The sequence below is a fragment of the Limimaricola pyoseonensis genome (assembly GCF_900102015.1).
GTDB classification, from domain to species: Bacteria; Pseudomonadota; Alphaproteobacteria; order Rhodobacterales; family Rhodobacteraceae; genus Limimaricola; species Limimaricola pyoseonensis.
In genome coordinates, this window is sequence record NZ_FNAT01000003.1 from 67,334 (window position 1) to 85,992 (window position 18,659).

The 18,659-nt window shown below is 71.2% G+C and carries 24 protein-coding genes; 12 read left to right on the plus strand and 12 right to left on the minus strand.

Annotated elements, in window-relative coordinates; genetic code table 11:
• Window positions 1-124: 124 nt before the first annotated feature.
• The 7 genes from BLT43_RS07840 (at window position 125) to BLT43_RS07870 (ending at window position 5,186) form a co-directional block, all read left to right on the plus strand.
• Window positions 125-556: a DUF2383 domain-containing protein gene (locus BLT43_RS07840; protein WP_090111671.1), complete on the plus strand. Its 432-nt coding sequence runs from the start codon at window positions 125-127 to the stop codon at window positions 554-556.
• Window positions 557-653: 97 nt separating this feature from the next.
• The gene (acpS, locus tag BLT43_RS07845) at window positions 654-1,061 is read left to right on the plus strand and encodes a holo-ACP synthase (RefSeq protein ID WP_090111673.1); all 408 of its coding nucleotides are present in this window, start codon (window positions 654-656) and stop codon (window positions 1,059-1,061) included.
• On the plus strand, window positions 1,061-2,278 hold the full coding sequence (locus BLT43_RS07850; protein WP_090111675.1) for an MFS transporter: 1,218 nt from the start codon (window positions 1,061-1,063) through the stop codon (window positions 2,276-2,278). The genes acpS and BLT43_RS07850 overlap by 1 nt, the downstream gene beginning before the upstream one ends.
• Before the next feature lie 89 nt (window positions 2,279-2,367).
• The gene (gene lepB / locus BLT43_RS07855; protein ID WP_090111677.1) at window positions 2,368-3,222 is read left to right on the plus strand and encodes a signal peptidase I; all 855 of its coding nucleotides are present in this window, start codon (window positions 2,368-2,370) and stop codon (window positions 3,220-3,222) included.
• On the plus strand, window positions 3,219-3,899 hold the full coding sequence (rnc, locus tag BLT43_RS07860; RefSeq protein ID WP_090111679.1) for a ribonuclease III: 681 nt from the start codon (window positions 3,219-3,221) through the stop codon (window positions 3,897-3,899). The genes lepB and rnc overlap by 4 nt, the downstream gene beginning before the upstream one ends.
• Entirely contained in the window at window positions 3,896-4,855 is a 960-nt protein-coding gene (era, locus tag BLT43_RS07865; RefSeq protein WP_090111681.1) for a GTPase Era, read from the plus strand. Before rnc ends, era begins: the two co-directional genes overlap by 4 nt.
• Entirely contained in the window at window positions 4,848-5,186 is a 339-nt protein-coding gene (locus tag BLT43_RS07870) for a DUF1491 family protein (RefSeq protein WP_090111682.1), read from the plus strand. Before era ends, BLT43_RS07870 begins: the two co-directional genes overlap by 8 nt.
• A gap of 145 nt (window positions 5,187-5,331) precedes the next feature.
• Here BLT43_RS07870 and BLT43_RS07875 read toward each other — a convergent pair whose 3' ends face one another.
• The 6 genes from BLT43_RS07875 to mbfA form a co-directional block, all read right to left on the minus strand.
• Window positions 5,332-6,240 (minus strand): ornithine cyclodeaminase family protein, encoded by a 909-nt coding sequence (locus BLT43_RS07875; RefSeq protein ID WP_090111683.1) that lies wholly within the window; start codon window positions 6,238-6,240, stop codon window positions 5,332-5,334.
• Window positions 6,237-6,860 (minus strand): HAD family hydrolase, encoded by a 624-nt coding sequence (locus BLT43_RS07880; protein WP_090111684.1) that lies wholly within the window; start codon window positions 6,858-6,860, stop codon window positions 6,237-6,239. Before BLT43_RS07880 ends, BLT43_RS07875 begins: the two co-directional genes overlap by 4 nt.
• The gene (locus BLT43_RS07885) at window positions 6,857-7,312 is read right to left on the minus strand and encodes a YaiI/YqxD family protein (protein ID WP_090112343.1); all 456 of its coding nucleotides are present in this window, start codon (window positions 7,310-7,312) and stop codon (window positions 6,857-6,859) included. Before BLT43_RS07885 ends, BLT43_RS07880 begins: the two co-directional genes overlap by 4 nt.
• Window positions 7,303-8,133, minus strand: coding sequence for an S-formylglutathione hydrolase (gene fghA, locus BLT43_RS07890; protein WP_090111685.1), 831 nt, complete (start codon window positions 8,131-8,133; stop codon window positions 7,303-7,305). The genes BLT43_RS07885 and fghA overlap by 10 nt, the downstream gene beginning before the upstream one ends.
• Complete coding sequence (locus tag BLT43_RS07895) at window positions 8,130-8,834, minus strand: nitroreductase family protein (protein ID WP_090111686.1); 705 nt, start codon at window positions 8,832-8,834, stop codon at window positions 8,130-8,132. The genes fghA and BLT43_RS07895 overlap by 4 nt, the downstream gene beginning before the upstream one ends.
• Before the next feature lie 115 nt (window positions 8,835-8,949).
• Window positions 8,950-9,927, minus strand: coding sequence for an iron exporter MbfA (mbfA, locus tag BLT43_RS07900; protein WP_090111687.1), 978 nt, complete (start codon window positions 9,925-9,927; stop codon window positions 8,950-8,952).
• Between the two features lie 118 nt (window positions 9,928-10,045).
• On the opposite strand from mbfA, the gene BLT43_RS07905 reads away from it, so the two are divergent.
• On the plus strand, window positions 10,046-10,663 hold the full coding sequence (locus tag BLT43_RS07905) for a TetR/AcrR family transcriptional regulator (protein WP_090111688.1): 618 nt from the start codon (window positions 10,046-10,048) through the stop codon (window positions 10,661-10,663).
• Here BLT43_RS07905 and BLT43_RS07910 read toward each other — a convergent pair whose 3' ends face one another.
• Window positions 10,664-11,392, minus strand: a complete 729-nt coding sequence (locus BLT43_RS07910; RefSeq protein ID WP_090111689.1) for an NYN domain-containing protein — start codon at window positions 11,390-11,392, stop codon at window positions 10,664-10,666. It lies immediately after the preceding gene.
• Window positions 11,393-11,564: 172 nt separating this feature from the next.
• Between BLT43_RS07910 and BLT43_RS07915 the strand changes: the two genes are divergently transcribed.
• Window positions 11,565-11,921 (plus strand): DUF1428 domain-containing protein, encoded by a 357-nt coding sequence (locus BLT43_RS07915; protein ID WP_090111690.1) that lies wholly within the window; start codon window positions 11,565-11,567, stop codon window positions 11,919-11,921.
• A 43-nt stretch (window positions 11,922-11,964) separates the two neighbouring features.
• On the opposite strand, the gene BLT43_RS07920 is transcribed toward BLT43_RS07915, so the two are convergent.
• Complete coding sequence (locus BLT43_RS07920; protein ID WP_090111691.1) at window positions 11,965-13,095, minus strand: S-(hydroxymethyl)glutathione dehydrogenase/class III alcohol dehydrogenase; 1,131 nt, start codon at window positions 13,093-13,095, stop codon at window positions 11,965-11,967.
• A gap of 183 nt (window positions 13,096-13,278) precedes the next feature.
• On the opposite strand from BLT43_RS07920, the gene BLT43_RS07925 reads away from it, so the two are divergent.
• Window positions 13,279-13,566, plus strand: coding sequence for an I78 family peptidase inhibitor (locus BLT43_RS07925; protein WP_090111692.1), 288 nt, complete (start codon window positions 13,279-13,281; stop codon window positions 13,564-13,566).
• A 248-nt stretch (window positions 13,567-13,814) separates the two neighbouring features.
• Window positions 13,815-14,156 (plus strand): DUF2794 domain-containing protein, encoded by a 342-nt coding sequence (locus BLT43_RS07930; RefSeq protein WP_090111694.1) that lies wholly within the window; start codon window positions 13,815-13,817, stop codon window positions 14,154-14,156.
• A 1-nt stretch (window position 14,157) separates the two neighbouring features.
• Here the strand turns inward: BLT43_RS07930 and BLT43_RS07935 are convergent, their stop codons facing one another.
• The 3 genes from BLT43_RS07935 to BLT43_RS07945 form a co-directional block, all read right to left on the minus strand.
• Complete coding sequence (locus BLT43_RS07935; protein WP_090111696.1) at window positions 14,158-14,973, minus strand: C40 family peptidase; 816 nt, start codon at window positions 14,971-14,973, stop codon at window positions 14,158-14,160.
• A gap of 5 nt (window positions 14,974-14,978) precedes the next feature.
• Window positions 14,979-16,376 (minus strand): leucyl aminopeptidase family protein, encoded by a 1,398-nt coding sequence (locus BLT43_RS07940; RefSeq protein WP_090111698.1) that lies wholly within the window; start codon window positions 16,374-16,376, stop codon window positions 14,979-14,981.
• 74 nt (window positions 16,377-16,450) lie between these two features.
• Window positions 16,451-16,813: a hypothetical protein gene (locus BLT43_RS07945; RefSeq protein ID WP_090111700.1), complete on the minus strand. Its 363-nt coding sequence runs from the start codon at window positions 16,811-16,813 to the stop codon at window positions 16,451-16,453.
• 114 nt (window positions 16,814-16,927) lie between these two features.
• Here BLT43_RS07945 and BLT43_RS07950 point away from each other — a divergent pair, with 114 nt between their 5' ends.
• Window positions 16,928-17,575, plus strand: coding sequence for a carbonic anhydrase (locus BLT43_RS07950; protein ID WP_090111702.1), 648 nt, complete (start codon window positions 16,928-16,930; stop codon window positions 17,573-17,575).
• Here BLT43_RS07950 and BLT43_RS07955 read toward each other — a convergent pair.
• Entirely contained in the window at window positions 17,539-18,648 is a 1,110-nt protein-coding gene (locus BLT43_RS07955; protein WP_090111704.1) for an AbrB family transcriptional regulator, read from the minus strand. The genes BLT43_RS07950 and BLT43_RS07955 overlap by 37 nt on opposite strands.
• Window positions 18,649-18,659 lie beyond the last annotated feature (11 nt).

Here is an 18,659-nt window from a genome sequence, read left to right on the forward strand (position 1 = left end):
TTTGCGTGTGCACAAGCGTACCCGCGACCGGATTTTCCGCCCCGAATCAGGATCGCGGGCCGCCGCCATGCGTTGTCGCCCCGAAGCCCCCGACGGGGCCGCACGCAACGATTGGAGGACTCTCATGAGCCACCACGCCGACACCGTGAAGAAGCTGCACACCCGCGTCATCGACAGCCGCGACGGCTACAAGCAGTCACGCGAGCAGATCGCCGACGACCACGGCTTCACCGCGCTGTTCGACCGCCGCATCTCCGAGCGCGAGCAGTTCCACACCCAGATCCACCGCCAGCTCGGCGCCGAGGGCGTCGAGGTGAGCGAGAGCGGCTCGACCGCCGCCGCCGCGCATCGCGGCTTCCTGTCGCTCAAGGACGCCGTGACCGGCAGCGACGAGAAGGCCGTCTACCAGGAGATCGTCAACGGCGAGGAGGCGCTGCTCGAGGTCTATGACGACGCCATCAAGGCGACCTCCGGCCTGCCGGAATGGAGCTTCCTGCCGACCCAGCGCGCCGAGGTCGAGAAGGCGCTGACCGAGGCCAAGGCCCGCGCCGCCTGAGCCGCGGCCCTTTCGGTTCCGAAGGCGTCGTCCCGGCGGGGCGGCGCCTTTTCTCGTGCCGGTTGCCGCCTCCCTGCCGATCGTCTAGCGATGTGACATGATCCTCGGCATCGGCACCGACCTCGCGAATATCGACCGCATCGCCGGCGTGCTCGAACGCCATGGCGACCGCTTCCGCAACCGCGTCTTCACCGAGACCGAGCAGCGCAAGGCCGAGCGCCGCCGCGACGTCGCCGGCACCTATGCCAAGCGCTGGGCCGCCAAGGAGGCCTGCTCCAAGGCGCTCGGCACCGGGCTCAGGATGGGCATCGCGTGGAAGGACATGGCGGTGTCGAACCTGCGCACCGGCCAGCCGGTGATGGAGGTGACCGGCTGGGCCAAGGAGCGGCTCGACGCGATGACGCCGCCGGGCCACGAGGCGATCATCCACGTCACCCTGACCGACGACCACCCCTGGGCGCAGGCCTTCGTGCTGATCGAGGCGCGCCCGCTGGCGGGGCGCTGATGTTCGCGGCGACGCGCGCCCGGCTCGGCGGCAATCCCGGCCTCGGCCCGCTGCTCGCCGCGCAGGTGCCCGCCGATTTCGCCGACTGGCTCGACTTCGTCGCCATCGGCGCGCTTCTGGCCTTCACGTGGTCGGCGCCGACCCACGCCTTCGCCTGGCTCGCGGTCGGCCTCGGCCTGCCCTACCTGACGGTCGGGCTCTTCGCCGGCGCGCTGGTCGACCGGCTGAGCCTGAACCGCGTGCTGGTCTGGTCGAACATCGGCCGCGCCGCGGCGACCGCGCTTATGATTTTCGCGCCGGGCTGGCAGATGCTGGTCGGGATCGTCTTCCTGCGCGGCTGCGCCGACGCCTTCTTCAGCCCGGCCAAGCAGGCGGCGCTGCAGGCGCGCACGACGGAGCCGGACCTGATCTTCGCCAACGGGCTCAGCCACTCGATCAACCAGTCGAGCAAGATCGTCGCCCCGGCGCTGGGCGGTGCGCTGCTGGCCTTTCTCGACCCGCAGGGCGTCTTCGCGATCAACGCTGCCGTGTCGCTTTTGGCGGCGCTGGTGCTGTCGCGGCTCGACCGGTTCGAGCGCGAGGGCCCGGCCCGCGCGCCGCGCCCGATCCTGCGCGACGTCGCGGAAGGGCTGGCGCTGGTGCGCGGCAGCCTCGTGCTGCGCTCCACCCTGTCTCTGATGGCGGCGGGCTTCTTCGCGATCTTCTTCTACGACACGCTGATCGCGCCGCTGATCAAGGCGCTGGGGCAGGACGAGACCGCGCTCGGGCTCTGCCTTGCCGCGCTGGGCGCGGGCGGGGTGCTGCGCGGGCTCCTGATGGGCGGCGCGCGCGGCACCGGGGGCGCCTTCGCCACCATCGCCGCGGGCAACGCCGCCGCCGCGCTGATCCTGGGCGGCATCGGGCTGGCCGAGATCGCCGGCTGGATCGCGCCGCTGTGGCTGCTGGCGGCGCTGTTCGGCCTCGCCGGGCTGGTCTCGTCCTTCTCGCTCGTGCCCTACCGGGCGCTGATCCAGTCGCATGCCGGGGCGCATGGCATCGGCCGGGTCTCGGCGCTGTCGGAGGCCGCCAACACCGTGGCGCTGCTGACCGCGCCCTTTCTCGGCGCGGCGCTGGCCGAGGCGATCTCGGTCGGGGCCGCCTTCGTGGCGGGCGGATCGGTCACGCTGGTGATCGCGCTGGTGGCGCTGGGGCTGTCGCTGCGGCTCCGGTCGCGCTAGACCGCTTCGGCGGGGCGTCCCGCGGGGCGTTTCCTTGACTCGCCCCCCGCCCCCCCGCATGTAGCGCCGAAACCCCGAAGGACCGACGCATGGCCAGCAGACCCGACGCCGAGAAGCACGGCATCGTCCACAGCATCTGGGAAACGGTGAAGACCGTGTTCTGGGCGCTCCTGATCGCGGGCGTGTTCCGCACGCTGTTCTTCCAGCCCTTCTGGATTCCGTCGGGCTCGATGAAGGACACGCTGCTGATCGGCGACTTCCTGTTCGTCAACAAGATGGCCTATGGCTACTCCTACGCCTCCTGCCCCTCGGTGCGGATCGGCGCGCTCGGCATCGACGTCTCGGCCGAGGATGTCTGCGGCTGGGCCAAGGGCGGCGACGGCGACCGGCTCTGGGGCGAGTACCCCGAGCGCGGCGACGTGGTGGTGTTCCGCCACCCCGTCACCGGCGAGGACTTCATCAAGCGGGTGATCGGCCTGCCGGGCGACCGCATCCAGATGCAGGGCGGCCAGCTCTATCTCAACGACGAGGCGGTGGGCTACGAGCCCGACGGCACCTTCACCGAGGTGATGGAGCGGCAGGGGCCGCAGGGCCTGATGCCGCGCTGCCGCAACGGCGCGGTCGGCATGGGCGCGGCCTGCGAGAAGACCAAGTATGTCGAGACCCTGCCCAACGGCGTCTCGCACTCGGTGCTCGACATCGCGCCGCAGTCTTCCGACAATACCGGCGTCTACACCGTGCCCGAGGATCACCTGTTCTTCATGGGCGACAACCGCGACAACTCGACCGACAGCCGGGTGCCGCAGAACGCCCGCGGCGTCGGCTTCGTGCCCTTCGCCGATCTCGTCGGCCGCGCCGACCGGATCATGTTCTCCTCGGCCGGCCGCTCGATGCTGGCCTTCTGGACCTGGCGCGGCGACCGCTTCTTCAAGGCGGTGGAATGAAGCTCTCGGCCGAGATGAAGGCCTTCGCGGCGCGTCTGGGCCACGAGTTCTCGCGGCCCGACCTGCTGTCGCGCGCGGTGACGCATGGCTCGATCTCCGGGCCGATGCGCGACGACAACCAGCGGCTCGAGTTTCTGGGCGACCGGGTGCTGGGGCTGGTGATGGCCGAGGCGCTGCTCGAGGCCGACCGTGCCGCGACCGAAGGCCAGATCGCGCCGCGCTTCAACGCGCTGGTGCGCCGCGAGACCTGCGCCGAGGTGGCGCGCGAGATCGAGATCGGCACCGTGCTGCGGCTGGGCCGCTCGGAGATGAAGTCGGGCGGTCGCCGCAAGGAGGCGCTCTTGGCCGACGCGATGGAGGCGGTGATCGCCGCGGTCTATCTCGACGCCGGCTTCGAGACGGCGCGCGCCGTGGTGCGCCGGCTCTGGGGCGACCGGGTGAAGCGGGTCGAGGTGGATGCCCGCGACCCCAAGACGGCGCTGCAGGAATGGGCGCAGGCGCGCGGCGAGCCGCCGCCCTCCTACGCCGAGACCGCGCGCGAAGGACCGGACCACGCGCCGGTCTTCACGATCGAAGTGAAACTGGCCTCCGGGCCGGCCGAGAGCGCCACCGCCGGCTCCAAGCGGCAGGCGGAACAGGCGGCGGCGGCCGCGCTGCTGAAACGGGTGAGCGAATGAGCGATAACGACGACATCACACCGGCCGCCCCGATCGGCGGCCCCGAGGGCGAGACCCGCGCCGGCTACGTGGCGCTGATCGGCGAGCCCAATGCCGGCAAGTCGACCCTGTTGAACCGCATGGTCGGGGCCAAGGTCTCGATCGTCACGCACAAGGTGCAGACCACCCGCGCCCGCATCCGCGGCGTCGCGATGGAGGAGCAGAGCCAGATCGTCTTCGTCGACACGCCGGGCCTGTTCCGCCCGCGCCGCCGGCTCGACCGCGCCATGGTCGCCGCCGCCTGGAGCGGGGTGGCCGATGCCGACATGGTGGTGCTTCTGGTCGAGGCGCATCGCGGCATCACCGACGGCGTGCGCGCCATCCTCGACGCGCTGCCCGAGCGGCTGGGCCGCAAGCCGGTGGCGCTCGCGATCAACAAGATCGACAAGGTGAAGTCCGAGCAGCTCCTGAAGCTGGCGCAGGACCTCAACGACGCGCACCCCTTCGTGAAGACCTTCATGATCTCGGCCGAGCGCGGCCACGGCGCGGCCGATCTCAAGGAATGGCTCGGGCAGGAAATGCCCAAGGGCCCCTGGCTCTACCCCGAGGACCAGCTCGCCGACCTGCCGCTCCGGATGATCGCCGCCGAGATGACGCGCGAGAAGCTGACGCTGCGCCTGCATCAGGAGCTGCCCTACGAGCTCACCGTCGAGACCGAGAGCTGGCAGGAGCGCGAGGACGGCTCGGCCCGGGTCGACCAGATGATCTACGTCGCCCGCGAGGGCCACAAGGGCATCGTGCTGGGCCGCGGCGGCGAGACCATCAAGGCCGTCTCCAAGGCCGCGCGCGAGGAACTGACCGAGTTCCTGGGCCGCAAGGTGCATCTCTTCCTGCAGGTGAAGGTCCGCCCGAACTGGCTCGAGGAGAAGGAGCGCTATTCCGAGATGGGGCTCGACTACAAGGACGGGAATGGCTGAGCCGCGGCTCGCCGCCGGCATCTGGGTCTCGGCCTATCTCGCCCGGCTGCGCCTGCACGACATCCCCGCCTTCGTCACCGCCCGGGGCGACGAGACGGCGGGCGCGGTGCTGGTCAAGTCGAACACGCTCGACGGTCAGGCGCGCTGCCACCAGCGCAGCCTCGACCTGATGAGCGGCGCGCGCACCTGGATCGTGCTGGCCGAGGGGGAAGAGCCCGAGGTCGACGCCGCGATCGACCGGCAAAAGCGCTTCGACCCCGATCTCTGGGTGATCGAGGTCGAGGACCGGCAAGGCCGGACCCTGCTCGACCAGCCGGGGCTCGCGGACTGAACCGGCGCGGGGCCGCCGGGCCGCGCGCCGGCGCAGGACGCTCGGGCCAAACGCCGGCGTAAGACGTTCAGGCCGAACGCCAGCGTAAATCCTTCAGGCCGAACGCCAGCGCAAATCCTTCAGGCCGAACGCCAGCGCAAATCCTTCAGGCCGAACGCCAGCGTTCGAGGATGTGCCGCGCCACCATCAGGTCGAGATGCGCGCCGCCGCCGTTCTTGAACAGCGTGATCTCGTCCTCGCCGCCCCGCGCGAAGCGGTCCTGGTCGGTGTACTCCGCCACCACGTCCTCGCGGCGGATCGCGCCACTCTCCAGCGGGATCTTCAGTTCGCCGATATGGTCGAAGGTGGTCGCCTTCGAATCCACGAAGACCCGCGCCCGCTGCAGCGCCCGGTCGTCGGCCTCGCGCATCTCGGGCGTGAAGGCGCCGATCAGGTCGAGATGCTGACCGGGCCTCAGCCAGTCGCCGCGGATCACCGGCTGCTTGGCCATGGTCGCGCAGGTGACGATGTCGGCCCGGCCGACCGCCTGCTCGAGATCCTCGGCGATCTCGATGTCCGGGTGGCGCTCCTTCAGCCGCTCCGCCCCCTCGCGCGAGCGGTTCCAGACGGTGAAGCGCGCCTCCGGAAAGGCCGCGCCATAGGCCTCGCGCAGCGAGGCCGCGACGTTGCCCGCGCCGACGATCAGGATCTCGCGGCTGTCGGGGCGCGCGAGCCTGCGCGCCGCCAGCAGGCTGTCGCCCGCGGTCTTCCACTTGGTCACCAGCGCGAAGTCGACCACCGCCTCGAGCGTGCCGTCCACGTCAGACAGGAGGGTCACCGCGCCATTGACGCTCGGTTTGCCGGCCTGCTTGTTGCCCGGAAAGATCGCCGCGACCTTCACCGCGATGCCCAGCCCGTCGATCCAGGCCGAGCGGTTCAGAAGCGTGTCGTCGCCGCGGTAGAGAAAGCTGTCGTTGACCTGCGCCGGCGGCAGGCGGTGGCCCTCCCAGATCGCGTCGCTGAGCGCGATCCAGTCGAGTTTTTCCTCGGCCTCGAAGGGGACGATCTCGGTCATGCGGCCTCCTGCTCGGTCAGAAGCCCCTCGGAGACCAGCCTCTCGGCCAGGCCATCGGGGCCGGTGAAGTGATGGGTGCGCCAGCCGCGCGCGGCGGCGGCTGCGACGTTCTCGGCCCGGTCGTCCGCGAACAGGAGCCGCCCCGGCGCGACGCCGGTGCCCTGCTCCAGCGCGGCGTAGATCTCGGGCTCGGGCTTCGCCATCCGCAGCCGGCCCGAGACGAAGCTCGCGTCGAACTCGGTCAGGAACGGGTAATGCTCGCCCGCCAGCGCGAAGGTGTCGGCGCCGAAATTGGTCAGCGCGAAGACCGGCACCTCGGCCCGGCGCAGCGCCCGCAAGAGCCGCACCGAGCGCGGGATCGCCGGGCTCGCCATCTCGATCCAGCGGTCGTGCCAGATCGCGATCTCGTCGGCCCAGTCGGGCTCGGCCCGCGCCAGATGCGCCACCGCCTCGCCCAGCGCCTCGCCCAGATCGACCCGGGCGTTCATGCCGTGCAGGTCGACCGCGTCGAACAGCGCCGCGCGGCGCGCAGGCCCGATCAGCCGGTCGTAGACCCGCTCGGGGTTCCACTCGATCAGCACGTTGCCGATGTCGAACACCACCGCCGCGATGCTGCTCATGCCGCCCCCTTCGCCTTGCGTACCAGCCGCTCCAGCGCGTCGAGAAAGCGCGAGCGGTCGGCCTTCGAAAACGCGCGGCCGCCGCCCTGCCGGAACGGGTCGGCGGCGCGCAGGTCGGCCATCAGGTCGCGCACCGCCAGCGCCTGGCCCACATTGCGCGCATCCAGCGTCTCGCCATTGGGCTTGATCACCAGCGCGCCGCCCTCGACGCAGCGCGCCGCGAGCGGGATGTCGCCCGTCACCACCACGTCGCCGGGGCCGGCCCGCTCGGCGATCCACATGTCGGCCACGTCCGGCCCCTCGGGCACGATCACCGTGTCGACCAGAGGGTTCTGCGACGGGCGCAGCCCGCCATTCGAGACGAAGGCCACGCGCAGCCCGTGGCGGGTGCCGACCCGCTCGGCCTCGGCCTTCACCGGGCAGGCATCGGCGTCGACATAGATCACGACCAGAGCGCGTTCGCGTGGAAGTCCACGTGATCCTCGATGAAGGACGACACGAAGAAGTAGCTGTGGTCGTAGCCCCGCTGCAGCCTGAGCGTGCCGGGCTGGCGCCGCTCGGCCATGGCGCGGGCGAAGGCTTCCGTCCCGAGCTTGTCGCCGAACTGGTCGGCGGTGCCGGTGTCGATCAGCAGCGGGCCGTCGAAGCCGGTCTTGGTCATCAGCAGCGTCGCGTCGTGCCGCGCCCAGGCGGCCTCGTCCGCGCCCAGATAGGCCGTGAACTGCTTGCGGCCCCACTCGCTCTGCGTCGGGTGGCAGATCGGCGCGAAGGCCGAGACCGAGCGGAACCGCCCCGGCAGCCGCATCGCCATGGTGAGCGCGCCATGCCCGCCCATCGAGTGCCCGGTGATCGACTGCCGCCCCTCGTCGATGGCGAACTGCCCCTCGAGCAGGCTCGGCAGCTCCTCGGCGACGTAGTCCCACATCCGGTAATGCGCGGCCCACGGCTCCTCGGTGGCGTTGAGGTAGAACCCCGCGCCCTGCCCCATGTCGAAGGCGTCGTCATCGGCCACGCCCGCCCCGCGCGGCGAGGTGTCGGGAAAGACCAGCGCGATCCCCTGCTCGGCCGCCCAGCGCTGCGCGCCGGCCTTGGTCATCGCGTTCTCATGCGTGCAGGTCAGCCCCGACAGGAACCACAGCACCGGCACCGGCCCCTCCTGCGCCTCCTCGGGCAGGTAGAGCCCGAAGGTCATCTCGGTGCCGGTCGCCTCGCTCATGTGCGAGTAGACCCCTTGGACGCCGCCGAAACAGGTGTTCTCGCTGATCGTCTTCATGCGTTCTCCGTTCCCGCCCCGATCACGGTCATGATCTCGTCGAGCGGCTTCTTCATCTTGGCCACCGCCGGGACGGTAGCGCTCTCGGCCGGGTGGCCCACCGCGAGGATCATCACCGGCTTCTCGGCCTCGGGCCGGCCGCAGAGCCCGGTCAGGAACTTCATCGGGTTGGGGGTGTGGGTCAGCACCGACAGCCCCGACAAATGCAGCGCGCCGATCAGGAAGCCGGTGGCGAGACCGACGCTCTCGGGGACGTAGTAGTGCTTGACCTTCTCGCCGTCGCGCTCGCCCCAGCGCTGGGCGAAGACCACGATCAGCCAGGGCGCGATGTCGAGATGCGGCTTCGAGGCACCCGTGCCGATGGGCTCGAGCGCGGCGATCCACTCGTCGGGCGCGCCGCCGCCGTAAAACTTCTCCTCCTCCTCGGCGGCGGCGGCGCGGATCTTCGCCTTCATCGCCGGGTCCGAGATCGCCACGAAGTGCCAGGGCTGCTGGTTGGCGCCAGAGGGCGCGCGCCCGGCGGTGGCGATCGCGGTCTCGATCACCTCGCGCGGCACGGGGCGGTCGGAAAAGTCGCGCACGCTGTGGCGCGTCGCCATCGCCGCGAAATGGTCCCGCGCGGCGGCCACCATCTCGTCGTCGCTCATCTCGCGCCGGTCGGGCAGCGGCAGCGGCCTGTAGCTGATCTCCATCGCGGTCATCGGTCCCTCCCCCTCTTGCCGGGCACTCTCGCCAATGGCGCGGACGGGCGCAAGGCGAAGCGCGGCGCGAACCCCGGGGCGGCGGGCCATGCGTATTTGCGGAGTGAAGTGAACCCTAGCCGCCGCCGATCAGCACTCCCGCGGCGAAGACCAGCGCGCCGCCCAGCACCACCTGGAAGGCGGCGCGGAAGAACGGCGTGTCCATGTAGCGGCTCTGGATCCAGGCAATCGCCCAGAGCTCGATGAAGACGATCACGATGGCGGTGATCGTCGCGGTCCAGAAATGCGGGATCAGGTAGGGCAGCGCGTGGCCCAGACCGCCGATGGTGGTCATGATGCCGGTGGCGAAGCCGCGCTTGATCGGCGAGCCGCGCCCCGAGAGCTGGCCGTCGTCGGACACCGCCTCGGTGAAGCCCATCGAGATGCCGGCGCCGACGCTCGCGGCGAGGCCGACGAGGAAGGTGGTGTGCGTGTCCTGCGTGGCGAAGGCGGTGGCGAAGATCGGCGCCAGCGTCGAGACCGAGCCGTCCATCAGCCCGGCGAGCCCCGGCTGCACGTAGGTCAGCACGAACTGCCGCCGCGCCGCGTGGTCCTCGTCGGCGCGCGCGCCGTCGGTCAGGTGCTCCTCCTCCAGCGCCTGCGCCGTGTCCTGGTGGCCGGCCTCGGCGGCGGCGAGATCGCCCAGCAGCCGCCGCGTCGCCGCGTCGCCGGCGCGGGCGGCGGCGCGGGCGTAGAAGGCTCCGGCCTCGCGCTCCATCTCGGCCGCCTGCGCGCGGATCGTGTCGAGGCTCAGATTCTCGACCAGCCAGACCGGGCGGCGGGCGTGGAAGCCCGCGACATGCTCGCGCCGCAGAAGCGGGATCACCTCGCCGAAGCGCGACCGGTGCAGGTCGATCAGCTGCCGGCGATGCCCGTCCTCCTCGGCAGCCATGCCGTCGAACACCGCCGCCGAGGCCGGGTAGCCCGCGCGCAGCCGCTCGGCATAGAGCCGGTAGATCCGCGCGTCGTCTTCCTCCGAGGAAATCGCGAGCGCCAGGACCTCCTGTTCCGACAGATCGTTGAACCGGCGACGGGACGAGAAACCGGGGATCATGGCAACTCCAGCACTTTAGAATGATTCCAAACTACCAGAGCGCACCGTCGTGACAAGCCCCATTGCTGGCGGAGCGCGCGGCACCGCGCTAGACTTGTCCGCGCAACCGGGAGAGGCGATGACCGCGCAACCGCAAGAGATCCGCAAGGGTCGCAAATACGATCAGGTGCTGGCCGGCGCCCGAGAGGTGTTCATGGGCGAAGGCTTCGAAGGCGCGAGCGTCGACGACATCGCCCGTGCCGCCGGGGTCTCGAAGGCCACGCTCTACAGCTACTTCCCCGACAAGCGGCTGCTGTTCCTCGAGGTCGCGCGCACCGAATGCTCGGAGCGCGCCACCAACGCCATGGCCAAGATCGACACCTCGCGCCCGGTGGCCGAGGTGCTCACCGACGCGGCCGAGCGCATGGTCGCCTTCTACACCTCGGAGTTCGGCCTGCGGATGTTCCGCGTCTTCGTGGCCGAGAGCGCGCGCTTTCCCGACATCGGCCGCGCCTTCCACCGCTCGGGTCCCGAGATGGCGCGCGGCCACATGGTGGGCTACCTCGAGGAGGCCGCCGCCCGCGGCGAGGTCGAGATCGAGGATTTCGCGCTTGCCGCCGACCAGTTCCACGAGCTGTGCCGCGCCGACCTGTTCTACCGCGCGATCTTCAACGTCACGCAGGACTTCACGCCCGAGGAATGCCAGCGCGTCACCCGCGGCGCGGTCGAGACCTTCCTCGCGCGTTACGGCGCCTGATCAGTCCTTGCGCCGGACCTGCAGCTGGTTGCCGACCCGGCGGGTCTCGAAGCGCTTCAGGTCCAGCACCAGGTCCGACAGCTTGCGCTTGCCGTAGCTGCGCACGTCGAAATCCGGGTTGTCGGCGGTGATGTACTGGCCGATCGGCCCGAGCGGGTACCACTCGTCGTCGTCCTGCTCGATCTTGTCCATCGCCCGCAGGATCAGCGGCACCGCCTCCAGAGGCGGCTTCTTGCCCGAGGGGGCGGGCGTCTCGCCGGCGGGCTCGCCGGTCTTCTGCGGCGCCGGCTCGTCGACCAGGTTCTCGATCAGCACGAAGCGGTTGCAGACCTTGCGCAGGCTCTCCGGCGCCTTGGCCTCGCCGATGCCGATCACGTCGAGCCCCTGCTCGCGGATGCGGTTGGCGAGCGCCGTGAAGTCGCTGTCGGACGAGACCAGCACGAAACCGTCGAAGCGGCCCGTGTGCAGGATGTCCATCGCGTCGATCACCAGCCCGATGTCGGAGGCGTTCTTGCCCTTGGTGTTGGCGGTCTCCTGATGCGCGACGAGGCCCAGCGCGCGCACGTTCTCGGCCCAGCCGCGCAGCCGCTCGGCCGACCAGTCGCCATAGACCCGGCGCAGCGCCGGCTCGCCGAAGGAGGTGATCTCCTTGAGGATCGGCTTGGCGAAGCGCGCCGGGATGTTGTCGGCGTCGATCAGCACGGCGTAGAGCGGGCGGGTCTCGGGCATCGCGGGCCTCCATCAATGGTTGCCTTCGGCCATCGCCCCCCTGACGCCGCGCGTCAAGCCGAAGCCATGCGCCGCACCGGAACGAATGGTGAACTTTTCGTTTGCGGGACTCAGGTGGCCGGGCGTAGGCTTGCCGCGCGGTCCCGGCGGACCGGCAAGGAGGAACGGACCCATGAGCTTCATCGACGGATTCGTCGTCGCGGTGCCGAACGCCCGCAAGGACGACTACATCGCGCTGTCGCGCGACTGCTGGCCCCTGTTCAAGGAATACGGCGCGGTCTCGATGCGCGAATGCTGGGGCGTCGACGTGCCCGACGGCGAGGTCACCTCGTTTCCGATGGCGGTGAAGAAGACGCCCGAGGAAACGGTGGTGTTCTCGTGGATCGAATGGCCCGACCGCGCGGCGCGCGACGCCTGCATGGCCAACATGGAGAGCGATCCGCGCTGGGAGGTCTTCGCCCCCGACAAGGTGCCCTTCGACGGCAAGCGGATGATCTTCGGCGGCTTCGAGACCGTGGTCGAGGCCTGAGAGACGCGCGGTGGCCGGCCCCGGGCCGGCCACCGGCAAGGGGTCAGTAGACCACGACCGAGCGGATGCTCTCGCCCTTGTGCATCAGGTCGAAGCCCTGGTTGATGTCGTCGAGCTTGAGCTTGTGGGTGATCATCGGGTCGATCTCGATCTTCCCCTCCATGTACCAGTCGACGATCTTCGGCACGTCGGTGCGGCCGCGCGCGCCGCCGAAGGCGGTGCCCTTCCAGGTGCGGCCCGTCACCAGCTGGAACGGCCGGGTCGAGATCTCGGCCCCCGCCGGCGCCACGCCGATCACCACCGACACGCCCCAGCCGCGATGCGCGCTTTCCAGCGCCTGCCGCATCACCGTGACGTTGCCGGTGCAGTCGAAGGTGTAGTCCGCCCCGCCGATCAGGTCGCCGCGCCGCTTGGTCAGGTTGACGAGATACGGCACGATGTCCTCGCCGATCTCCTTGGGGTTGACGAAATGGGTCATGCCGAAGCGCTCGCCCCATTCCTTCTTGTCGTCGTTGATGTCGACGCCGATGATCATGTCGGCGCCCGCGAGCTTCAGGCCCTGGATCACGTTGAGGCCGATGCCGCCCAGCCCGAACACCACCGCCGTGGAGCCGATCTCGACCTGCGCGGTGTGGATCACCGCGCCGACGCCGGTGGTGACGCCGCAGCCGATGTAGCAGATCTTGTCGAAAGGGGCGTCCTCGCGCACCTTGGCCAGCGCGATCTCGGGCAGCACGGTGTGGTTGGCGAAGGTCGAGCAGCCCATGTAGTGCAGGATCGGGTCGCCATCGAGCGTCGAGAAGCGCGAGCTGCCGTCGGGCATCAGGCCCTGGCCCTGCGTGGCCCGGATCGACGTGCACAGGTTGGTCTTCTGGCTCAGGCAGGAGGGGCATTGCCGGCATTCCGGCGTGTAGAGCGGGATGACGTGGTCGCCCTTCTTGAGCGAGGTCACGCCCTCGCCCACCTCGACCACCACGCCCGCGCCCTCATGGCCGAGGATCGCCGGGAACAGCCCCTCGGGGTCGGCGCCCGAGAGCGTGAACTCGTCGGTGTGGCAGATGCCGGTGGCCTTGATCTCGACCATGACCTCGCCGGCTTTCGGGCCGTCGAGATTCACCTCCATGATCTCGAGCGGCTTTCCGGCCTCGGTCGCGACGGCGGCACGTGTGCGCATGGGATACCTCCGGGAATGGCTGCGCGCCGAAGAGCGGCGCGCGTCGGGGCGAAGCGTCGCGGAAAGGCGCAGGAAGATCAATGGGAGCGGCGCCGCGCATCCGCGTCGAAGAGGCCCCGCGCAGCCCCTGCGCAGCCTCTGTGCGCCCTTGCGCGGGTCCGCGCGGCGCGGCAGGCTCCGGCCATGCATCGCCTCTTGCTCCTCGCCCCGCTTCTCGCCGCCGCCTGCGCCAGCGCGCCCGCGGCCCCGCCGCCGCCCGACAGGCCGCAGATGCCGGTCGAGGACAGCTGCGCCGCCGCGCCCTATGCCCGGCTGATCGGGCAGGACGCCACCGCGCTCGAACGCGAGCTGATCCTGCGCCCGGTGCGGGTGATCCGCCCCGGCGACGCGGTGACGATGGATTTCCTGCCGACGCGGCTCAACTTCGAGATCGACGCCGCCGGGCGCATCGCGCGGATCTTCTGCGGCTGAACGCGAGACGGCCCGGACGCCGGGGCGTCCGGGCCGTGAAAATGCGCAAGCAGGCCCCGTCCCTTCGCGGGTCAGGTGGGGGCTGATGATCGCCGCGCCGGGGCGGGAGCCTGCCGCTGACCCCTTCTTGCCGGCCCCGCGCGGCGGCGATGCGGTGCGCCACGGTCGGGCCGGGGGTGATTTCGCGGCAATCGCGTGGCGGACGCCTCGCCCTTGAAATGACGCACGGCCCGCGTAACTCTGGAGCCATGACGCTGCAGCCCCCAACGCCGTTCCCGGCGCGCCCCCACGAGCAGGTCGCCTTCCACCGGACCGAGCTGGGGCCGATCCTGTCGGTCTACGGGCGCATGGTCGCCGCCGGCGAGTGGCGCGACTACGCGATCGCCAGCCTGCGCGAGATGGCGGTGTTCTCGATCTTCCGCCGCACCGCCGAGATCCCGCTCTACCGAATCGAGAAGCGCCCGAAGCTGCGGCTGAAACAGGGCCAGTTCTCGGTGGTCGGCCCCGAGGGACAGGTGCTGCGGCGCGGCGACGACATCGCGCAGGTGCTCAAGGTCTTCGACGCGCGCCGCTTCCGGGTGATCGAGTAGATCAGAGCCGGCGGCGGTGGGTCACCGGCCCGTCGCCCTGCGCCTCGATCCTGAGCGCGGCCTTGCGCGCATCCTCGTAGGTCACCGCCATGGCGTGGCCGTTGGCGTGGATGATGGTCTCGGGATCGACCAGCATCGCCACGTGCCCCTTCCAGAACCACAGATCGCCGCGCTCGGGCGCCTCGCCGTCCACGTCGCGGCCCAGCGCCTGCTGCAGGTCGCTGTCGCCCGGGCAGGGGATGCCGCAGGCCAGAAGCGCCGCCTGCACCAGCCCCGAGCAATCGATGCCGAGCTTGGAGTTGCCGCCCCACAGATACGGCGTGCCGAAGAACATCTGCGCCACCGTCACCGGGTCCTGGAACGGCCGGTCGACCTCGCGCAGGTGCTTCTTGGGGATGAAACCCTCTGGCGTCTCGAAGAGCGTCTTCAGCTCGTTCGTCACGGTGACACGGCTGCCGAAGCTCAGATGCGCGAGGTCGGGCGACTTGATGTCGGCCTCGGCATAGAGATGCGTGGCGGGGGTGGCGACGATGTGGGTGGCATCGCGCGGCTCGGCCAGGGCCTCGGCCGCGACATAGCCGCAATAGCCGTCGCGCGCGGCGCGGACGAAGGCCCAGCCCTCGCGCGTCTCGAACAGCTCGACCGCCTCGCCCGACAAGAGCTGCCGCTCGCGCGCGCCGCCGGGCGCGGCCAGAAGGTCGAGCACCGGGCGCGCCACCCGCGCCGCCATCGGCGCGACGAAGCGTTCGGCCTCGACCCGGCCCTGCAGCTCCAGCGCCGCGACGCGGCCATTGGCGGGGGTGAGGCGGCGGTCCATCGCGCTCATGCCCCGAGGCCCAGCAGCTCGGGCATCGCCTCCAGAAGCGCCCGCGCCCCCATGCCGACGCCGCCCTTGGGCCGCGCCGGGGCGGGCTTGGGGTTCCAGCCGTAGATGTCGAAATGCGCGTAGCGCGTGCCCTCGGCGAAGCGGCGCAGGAACAGCGCGGCGGTGATCGAGCCCGCCATGCCGCCGGAGGGCGCGTTGTCGAGATCGGCGATGCCGGGCTCGATCATCGGCTCGTAGGGGTCGTGGAACGGCATCCGCCAGACCGGGTCGGCCACCTTGCGCGCAGCGCGCGCGATCGCCTCGGCATCGGCGTCGGCATCGCTGTAGAACGGCGCGAGATCGGCGCCCACCGCGACCCGCGCAGCGCCTGTCAGCGTCGCCATCGAGATCATCAGGTCGGGGTTCTCCTCGGCCCCGAGCGCCAGCGCGTCGGCGAGCACCAGCCGCCCCTCGGCGTCGGTGTTGTTGACCTCGACCGTCAGCCCCTTGCGGCTTTGCAGGATGTCGCCGGGGCGGAAGGCGTCGCCCGAGACCGCGTTCTCCACCGCCGGGATCAGCACCCGCAGCCGGACCTTCAGCCCCAGCGCCATGATCATCTGCGCGAGGCCGAGCACGGTGGCCGCGCCGCCCATGTCCTTCTTCATCAGCCCCATCGAGGCGCCGGGCTTGAGGTTGAGCCCGCCGGTGTCGAAGCAGACCCCCTTGCCGACCAGCGTCAGCGTCGGGCCCGCGTCACCCCAGCGCATGTCGATCAGCCGCGGCGCGCGGTGCGGCGCGGCGGCGCGGCCGACGGTGTGGATGAGCGGCAGGTTGGCGGCGATCAGGTCGCCCGCCTGCGTGACCGCGAGCCGCGCGCCATAGGCCTCCGCCAGATCCTCGGCCGCCTCCTCCAGCTCGGCCGGGCCCATGTCGGCGGCCGGCGTGTTGATCAGATCGCGGGTCAGCGCCTCGCCGGCGGCGATGGCGCGGATGCGGTCGGCGTCGACGCCCTCGGGCGCGACGAGGCGGGCCTTCGCCGCGCCCTGCCTGGCGTAGCGGTCGAAGCGGTAGCTCTCCATCAGCCAGCCCAGAGCGGTCTCTTCGGCCAGCGCCGGGTCGGTCTCGCCGTCGAGCCGCCAGTCGCCCTCGGGCAGCTTCGAGGCGGCGCCGGCGGCGATGAAACGGCCGCGCGCCCGCGCCTTGGCGTCGCCGAGGCCCACCAGCGCGCCCCACAGGCCGCCCGCCCCGTCCGGCAGCGGCAGCACGGCGCCGGCGGCGGCCTTGAAGCCCTGCGCCTCGGCCCAGGCGCGGGCCGGCGCCGGCAGCGCGGCCAGAGCGGCGTCGAGCCGGTCGGCGGCGACAAGATGCAGCGGGCGCGCCTCGGCGCTGGCGGGGGCGAAATCGGCATGCGGCATGGCGGGCGTCCTGTGCGTCTGCTGGGGTCGGCGCAGAGACTAGCCGCGCCGCGCGCCGCCGCAAGCCGGAAGGCTCAGATCCGCCGGCCGCGCGGTGCCTCGGGCGCGGCCAGCGCCGCCCGGCCGCTGCGCGACAGCCGCGCCACCAGCGCGGCCAGCGCCGCCGCGTCCGCGGCCGCGATGCCGCCCGTCACCCGGGCCGCGAGGCGGGCCATCTCGGCATGGCCGGCCGACCGGGCCAGCCGTTCGATCGCGCGGGCCTCGGCCTCCAGCCGGGCGAAGGCGCCGCCGTCCAGCGCCGCGTGCAGCCGCGCGAGCCGGCGCGCCAGCCGCAGGGCGCCGGGGCGCGGCAGCGGCGCGGCCGGGGGCGGCGGCACCGGCAGGCGGGCGAGAAGGTCGCAGACCGAGGCGGAGAATGTCGGGTAGGCGTGGTCCATGCGACCGATGCTTCGGCCGGAGGGCTTGCAAAAGGGTTGAGACCGGCGTGGAAAAGGCTCGAAAGAAGGCGCGAATTTGCCTATTTCAGAACGAACCGACGCAAGGAGACGCCAATGACCGTCGCAAGGCCGCTGCCGGACTACCTCGTGAAGCGCTATCACGGCTGGAAAGCCACGTCCTACGCCGAGAACCGCAGCTGGTTCCAGAAGCTCGCCAGCGAAGGCCAGCACCCGCGCGCCATGGTGATCTCCTGCTGCGACAGCCGGGTGCATGTCACCTCGATCTTCGGCGCCGATCCGGGCGAGTTCTTCCTGCACCGCAACATCGCCAACCTCGTGCCGCCCTACGCGCCCGACGGGCAGCAGCACGGCACCTCGGCGGCGGTGGAATACGCGGTGACCGCGCTCAAGGTGCCGCATCTGATCGTGATCGGCCATTCGAGCTGCGGCGGCGTGAAGGGCTGCTACGACATGTGCGAGGGCCACGCCCCGGCGCTGGAGGAGACCTCGAGCTTCGTCGGCCGCTGGATGGACCTGCTGCGCCCCGGCTACGACCGGCTGCCCGAGGGCACGCCCGAAGAGCGTCTCGCCGCGCTGGAGAAGGAAGGCGTGCTGGTCTCGCTCGAGAACCTGATGACCTTCCCCTTCGTGGCCGAGGCGGTCGAGCAGGGCCGGCTGACGCTGCACGGGCTCTGGACCGATATCGGCGGCGGCAGCCTCGAGTGCTACGACCCCGAGCGCGGCGGCTTCGCGCCGCTCTGAGCCGGCCGTCCGGATCTGGGCCGCGTCAGCCGGAACACCGGCTGCGCGGCGAAGATCACCAGCATGATCCGCACCAGGTGCAGCACCGAGACATAGGCCACGTCCTGCCCCATCGCGAGCGCGAGCAGGCTCATCTCGGTCAGCCCGCCCGGCGAATAGCCCAGGAAGCTCAGCGACAGCGGGATGCCGGTGAGCGCGGTGAGCGCCGTGGCGAAGCCCACCGCCACCGCGATCATGGCGAGCGACGACACCGCGCCGAGGCTCAGGTCGCGGCCGATCTGCCGCGCCGTGGTGCCGAGGAAGCGGCAGCCGATCACCGTGCCGATCACCACCTGCGCCACCACGATCAGGAAGCCCGGCGGCGCGACGGTGACGAGGCCGGTGACGTGCATCGCCCCGCTCAGGAGCATCGGCCCGACGATCTGCGGCGCCGGCATCCGCATGAGCTTGCCCAGCGGCACGCCCGCCACCGCCGCCGCGCCCAGGAGCAGCCAGTCGAGCGGCGCCAGCGCCGTGGCGGCGGTGCCGCGCGACACCTCGTCCGAGGTCACGTCGAGCGCGTAGCCGTAGAACAGCACCACGAAGAGGATCACCAGCAGCACCCGCGCGGCATGGGCCAGCGCGATGCGCTTCTCGTTGCCGCCCGCCGCACCGCCGAGGATCAGCATGTCGTTCAGCCCGCCCGGCATGGCCGAGAAGAAGGCCGTGACCGGGTCGTAGCGCCCGAGCCGGCGATAGACGGCGTAGGAGACCAGCGCCGTCAGCCCGAGGAAGGGCAATAGCAGCGCGAAGCTCGCGGCGTAGCGGCCGGCGGCGCCGAACATCTCGGGCGACATGGCCGAGCCGAGCATGACGCCGATCACCGGGATCACCAGCGGGCGCAGCCGGTCGGGCCCGCGCACCGGCAGCGCCAGCACCGCGGCCAGCGTGTTGCCGATCATCGGCCCGAGCATCCAGGGCAGCGGCATCCCGGCCAATGCGGCGAGCCAGCCGCAGACCGCGCCGATGGCCAGCGCGAACAGCGCCCGGCGGCCCGGCACGAGGCCGCGCAGATACGTGACGACAACATCCATGTCGCCCCACT

What these genes read in the sequence shown, in the direction of transcription:
- rnc (WP_090111679.1), top strand. Translation starts at nt 3,219, where the DNA reads ATGAAGCTCTCGGCCGAGATGAAGGCCTTCGCGGCGCGTCTGGGCCAC.
- mbfA (WP_090111687.1), bottom strand. Translation starts at nt 9,927, where the DNA reads ATGATCCCCGGTTTCTCGTCCCGTCGCCGGTTCAACGATCTGTCGGAA.
- BLT43_RS07925 (WP_090111692.1), top strand. Translation starts at nt 13,279, where the DNA reads ATGCATCGCCTCTTGCTCCTCGCCCCGCTTCTCGCCGCCGCCTGCGCC.
- BLT43_RS07920 (WP_090111691.1), bottom strand. Translation starts at nt 13,095, where the DNA reads ATGCGCACACGTGCCGCCGTCGCGACCGAGGCCGGAAAGCCGCTCGAG.
- BLT43_RS07875 (WP_090111683.1), bottom strand. Translation starts at nt 6,240, where the DNA reads ATGACCGAGATCGTCCCCTTCGAGGCCGAGGAAAAACTCGACTGGATC.
- BLT43_RS07905 (WP_090111688.1), top strand. Translation starts at nt 10,046, where the DNA reads ATGACCGCGCAACCGCAAGAGATCCGCAAGGGTCGCAAATACGATCAG.
- BLT43_RS07880 (WP_090111684.1), bottom strand. Translation starts at nt 6,860, where the DNA reads ATGAGCAGCATCGCGGCGGTGGTGTTCGACATCGGCAACGTGCTGATC.
- BLT43_RS07870 (WP_090111682.1), top strand. Translation starts at nt 4,848, where the DNA reads ATGGCTGAGCCGCGGCTCGCCGCCGGCATCTGGGTCTCGGCCTATCTC.
- BLT43_RS07930 (WP_090111694.1), top strand. Translation starts at nt 13,815, where the DNA reads ATGACGCTGCAGCCCCCAACGCCGTTCCCGGCGCGCCCCCACGAGCAG.
- BLT43_RS07945 (WP_090111700.1), bottom strand. Translation starts at nt 16,813, where the DNA reads ATGGACCACGCCTACCCGACATTCTCCGCCTCGGTCTGCGACCTTCTC.
- BLT43_RS07940 (WP_090111698.1), bottom strand. Translation starts at nt 16,376, where the DNA reads ATGCCGCATGCCGATTTCGCCCCCGCCAGCGCCGAGGCGCGCCCGCTG.
- BLT43_RS07840 (WP_090111671.1), top strand. Translation starts at nt 125, where the DNA reads ATGAGCCACCACGCCGACACCGTGAAGAAGCTGCACACCCGCGTCATC.
- era (WP_090111681.1), top strand. Translation starts at nt 3,896, where the DNA reads ATGAGCGATAACGACGACATCACACCGGCCGCCCCGATCGGCGGCCCC.
- fghA (WP_090111685.1), bottom strand. Translation starts at nt 8,133, where the DNA reads ATGAAGACGATCAGCGAGAACACCTGTTTCGGCGGCGTCCAAGGGGTC.
- acpS (WP_090111673.1), top strand. Translation starts at nt 654, where the DNA reads ATGATCCTCGGCATCGGCACCGACCTCGCGAATATCGACCGCATCGCC.
- BLT43_RS07850 (WP_090111675.1), top strand. Translation starts at nt 1,061, where the DNA reads ATGTTCGCGGCGACGCGCGCCCGGCTCGGCGGCAATCCCGGCCTCGGC.
- lepB (WP_090111677.1), top strand. Translation starts at nt 2,368, where the DNA reads ATGGCCAGCAGACCCGACGCCGAGAAGCACGGCATCGTCCACAGCATC.
- BLT43_RS07955 (WP_090111704.1), bottom strand. Translation starts at nt 18,648, where the DNA reads ATGGATGTTGTCGTCACGTATCTGCGCGGCCTCGTGCCGGGCCGCCGG.
- BLT43_RS07895 (WP_090111686.1), bottom strand. Translation starts at nt 8,834, where the DNA reads ATGACCGCGATGGAGATCAGCTACAGGCCGCTGCCGCTGCCCGACCGG.
- BLT43_RS07950 (WP_090111702.1), top strand. Translation starts at nt 16,928, where the DNA reads ATGACCGTCGCAAGGCCGCTGCCGGACTACCTCGTGAAGCGCTATCAC.
- BLT43_RS07935 (WP_090111696.1), bottom strand. Translation starts at nt 14,973, where the DNA reads ATGGACCGCCGCCTCACCCCCGCCAATGGCCGCGTCGCGGCGCTGGAG.
- BLT43_RS07910 (WP_090111689.1), bottom strand. Translation starts at nt 11,392, where the DNA reads ATGCCCGAGACCCGCCCGCTCTACGCCGTGCTGATCGACGCCGACAAC.
- BLT43_RS07915 (WP_090111690.1), top strand. Translation starts at nt 11,565, where the DNA reads ATGAGCTTCATCGACGGATTCGTCGTCGCGGTGCCGAACGCCCGCAAG.